This window comes from Aminobacter sp. P4_H6_2, assembly GCF_056400805.1.
In genome coordinates this window covers 1-2,585 of record NZ_JBFUKO010000715.1, presented here as the reverse complement: position 1 = coordinate 2,585, position 2,585 = coordinate 1, and the positions used below count along the sequence as shown (strand labels likewise).

Below are 2,585 nucleotides of genomic sequence, written 5' to 3'. Positions count from 1 at the left end.
GGGCTGTCATGCGTTCGAGCGAAAGCACCGCCTCGCCCGCCAATACCCTCGCCCCGCCGGAAAGTCCGGTGCGGCCGCCCTGGACGACCAGAGGCAGCCGCGCAGCGTTGCAGGCGTTGAGGATCTCAGCGACTTCGTGGGCGTCGCGCGGGCGCAKCACAAGTTCGGGCCGGGCGCCCGGCTCGCCGGAAAGGTCGTCGCTGTAGCGCGGGTCGATGGCGTCGCCCACAAGGATCGCTGCCTTGTCGAGCCGCGTTTGAAGGGTGGAAAGAACCTGATCGGTCGGTCGCGCCATGATGCCTGGATGGCCCGGAGGAAGCCATTTCCGGGCGCTGTCTCGGGTCAGCTTATTTCGCTTGCAATATTTGTCAAACCTATATTGTTTATTCGCATGTCGAGACGGGTGACGGCCTTGCAGGTCGCACCGACGGAGGTCGAATGCCGATCGAATATCAAGACGTGGTGCGCACAGGCGTTGCCCGGCAGGTCGCTGACAAGATCCGCGCGGCCATTCTCGACGGCCGGCTCCAGATCGACGAACGCCTGCCGACCRAAGAGGATCTGGCGAAGAGCTTTGGCATCTCAAGGCCAACCGTTCGCGAGGCACTGAAGCGGCTCGCAGCCCAGAACCTCATCCGTTCGCAGCGCGGGCCGACCGGCGGCACCTTTGTCAGCCGCCCAGATCCGGAGGGCCTATCGTCGGCGATAACAGGGGCTGCAACGCTGCTGGTCGGCGTCGGCGCCTTCGACATCGACGAGATCATCAGCGCGAGGCTGGAGACAGAGGCGATCTGCTCCCGGCTCGCCTGCGAACGCCGCAGCGACGCCGATCTGGCAGCGATGCGCACCGAGATCGCGCTGCAGCGCTCCAAGTCGCTCAGCGACGAGGATTTTTGCGCCTCCGACGTTCGCTTCCACCGCGCCGTGGTCAAGGCCGCCGGCAATGGTCCGCTCAGCCTGATGATGTACACGGTGGTCGAGGCCTTCATGCCGATCACCAACATGATCGTGTCGCATGTGCGCGAGCGCAGCACCGTGGCCGACTTCCACGAACGGCTCGTGTCGGCACTGGAAGCGCGCGATGCCAAAGCCGCAACCTCTGTGCTTTCCGAGCTCCTGACCTATGTTCGCCAAAGCTATGCGATCAGCCTGGCGCGGCGCGCCGAACGCGAAGCCATATCAGGCTGACGCACGAGATTTACCCCTATGATTTCCTGGAGACTATCATGAGCGAGACTTTCACAGCTTTGATGCTGGAAGATGTCGACGGCAAGCCGCGCGCCGGCTTCCGCGAGATCACCAAGGCCGACCTGCCCGACCATGACGTGCTGGTCGAGGTCGCTTATTCGAGCCTCAACTACAAGGACGGCCTCGCCGTATCGGGCAAGGGCCGCATCGCGCGCCGCCTGCCGATGGTCGCCGGCATCGATATCGCTGGAACCGTGGTCGAGTCGCGCTCGCCGGCATGGAAGGTCGGCGACCGCGTCGTCGCCAATGGCTGGGGCATGTCGGAAACCGAATGGGGCGGCTACACGCGTTTCCAGCGGCTGAAGCCGGAATGGCTGATCCGCCTGCCCGACGCGTTTTCGATGGAACAGGCGATGGCGATCGGCACGGCCGGCTACACGGCTGCCCTTTGCGTCGACGCGCTTGAGAATTGGGGCACCATCCAGCCCGGCACGGGCGAAGTGCTGGTGACTGGTGCTGCCGGCGGCGTCGGCTCCACCGCCGTCAGCCTGCTTTCCTCCAAGGGCTACACCGTCGTTGCCTCCACCGGCCGCGCCGAGACGCATGATTACCTGCGTTCGCTGGGCGCCACCTCCTTCCTCGAACGCGCTGAGCTCGCCGGCGAGGTCAAGCCGCTGCAGAAGGAGCGCTGGAGCGGGGCTGTGGATTCTGTCGGCTCGTCGACGCTTGCCAATGCGCTGGCCCAGACCATCTATGGTGGTGCTGTCGCTGCCTGCGGGCTTGCCGGCGGCCATAACCTGCCTGGTACCGTCATGCCGCACATCCTGCGCAGCGTAGCGCTGATCGGCGTCGATTCCGTTTACGCACCGCTGCCCAAGCGCCAGAAGGCGTGGCTGACGCTGGCCGATCATCTCGACCGGACAAAGCTTTCGGCGATGACCGAAGTTCACAAGATGGCCGAACTGCCCGAGCTCGCCAACCGCATCCTGGCGGGCGCCGTGCGCGGCCGCGTCGTCATCGAAATCGCGTGAAGGGAACGGGAGAGACCATGACCAGCGAAGTCGTAATCTGGGAAAAGGACGCCGAGGACGCGTTCGTCACCTTGACCCTCAACCGTCCCGACAAGATGAACGCCATGAACCAGGAGCTCGGTGACGCGCTTGAGGCGGCGATCGACCGTGCGATCAAGGATCCTGAAATCCGCGCGGTGATTATCACCGGCGCAGGCCGGGCGTTCACGGCGGGCTTTGATCTCGGCGGCGAAGATTTCGAGATGGACACCGAGGCCTGGCGCGAGGACATCGGCGCCAATATGCGCCGCATGAAGTTCATCCGTGAAGCGCCGATCCCGATCATCGCCGCCGTCAATGGCTATGCGCTGGCCGGCGGGCTGGAGC

Annotated in this window: 4 protein-coding genes; 3 read left to right on the top strand and 1 reads right to left on the bottom strand. The window is 64.7% G+C overall.

Features of this window, described 5'->3' with window-relative positions:
• A partial coding sequence (locus AC1DUU_RS29095) for an FAD-binding oxidoreductase (RefSeq protein ID WP_476786797.1) occupies positions 1–295 on the bottom strand: 295 nt, incomplete at its 3' end.
• A 143-nt stretch (positions 296–438) separates the two neighbouring features.
• On the opposite strand from AC1DUU_RS29095, the gene AC1DUU_RS29090 reads away from it, so the two are divergent.
• The 3 genes from AC1DUU_RS29090 to AC1DUU_RS29080 form a co-directional block, all read left to right on the top strand.
• Positions 439–1,188 carry a FadR/GntR family transcriptional regulator gene (locus tag AC1DUU_RS29090; RefSeq protein ID WP_476786796.1) on the top strand — a complete coding sequence of 250 codons (750 nt, stop codon included), beginning with the start codon at positions 439–441 and terminating at the stop codon, positions 1,186–1,188.
• A 38-nt stretch (positions 1,189–1,226) separates the two neighbouring features.
• Positions 1,227–2,219: an MDR family oxidoreductase gene (locus tag AC1DUU_RS29085; RefSeq protein ID WP_476786795.1), complete on the top strand. Its 993-nt coding sequence runs from the start codon at positions 1,227–1,229 to the stop codon at positions 2,217–2,219.
• 17 nt (positions 2,220–2,236) lie between these two features.
• Positions 2,237–2,585 (top strand): enoyl-CoA hydratase/isomerase family protein (locus AC1DUU_RS29080; protein ID WP_476786794.1); only part of this gene is annotated, 349 nt, incomplete at its 3' end.

Bases quoted from the DNA above. Each gene is read 5' to 3' on its own strand.
- AC1DUU_RS29085 (WP_476786795.1), top strand. From the start codon at position 1,227: ATGAGCGAGACTTTCACAGCTTTGATGCTGGAAGATGTCGACGGCAAG.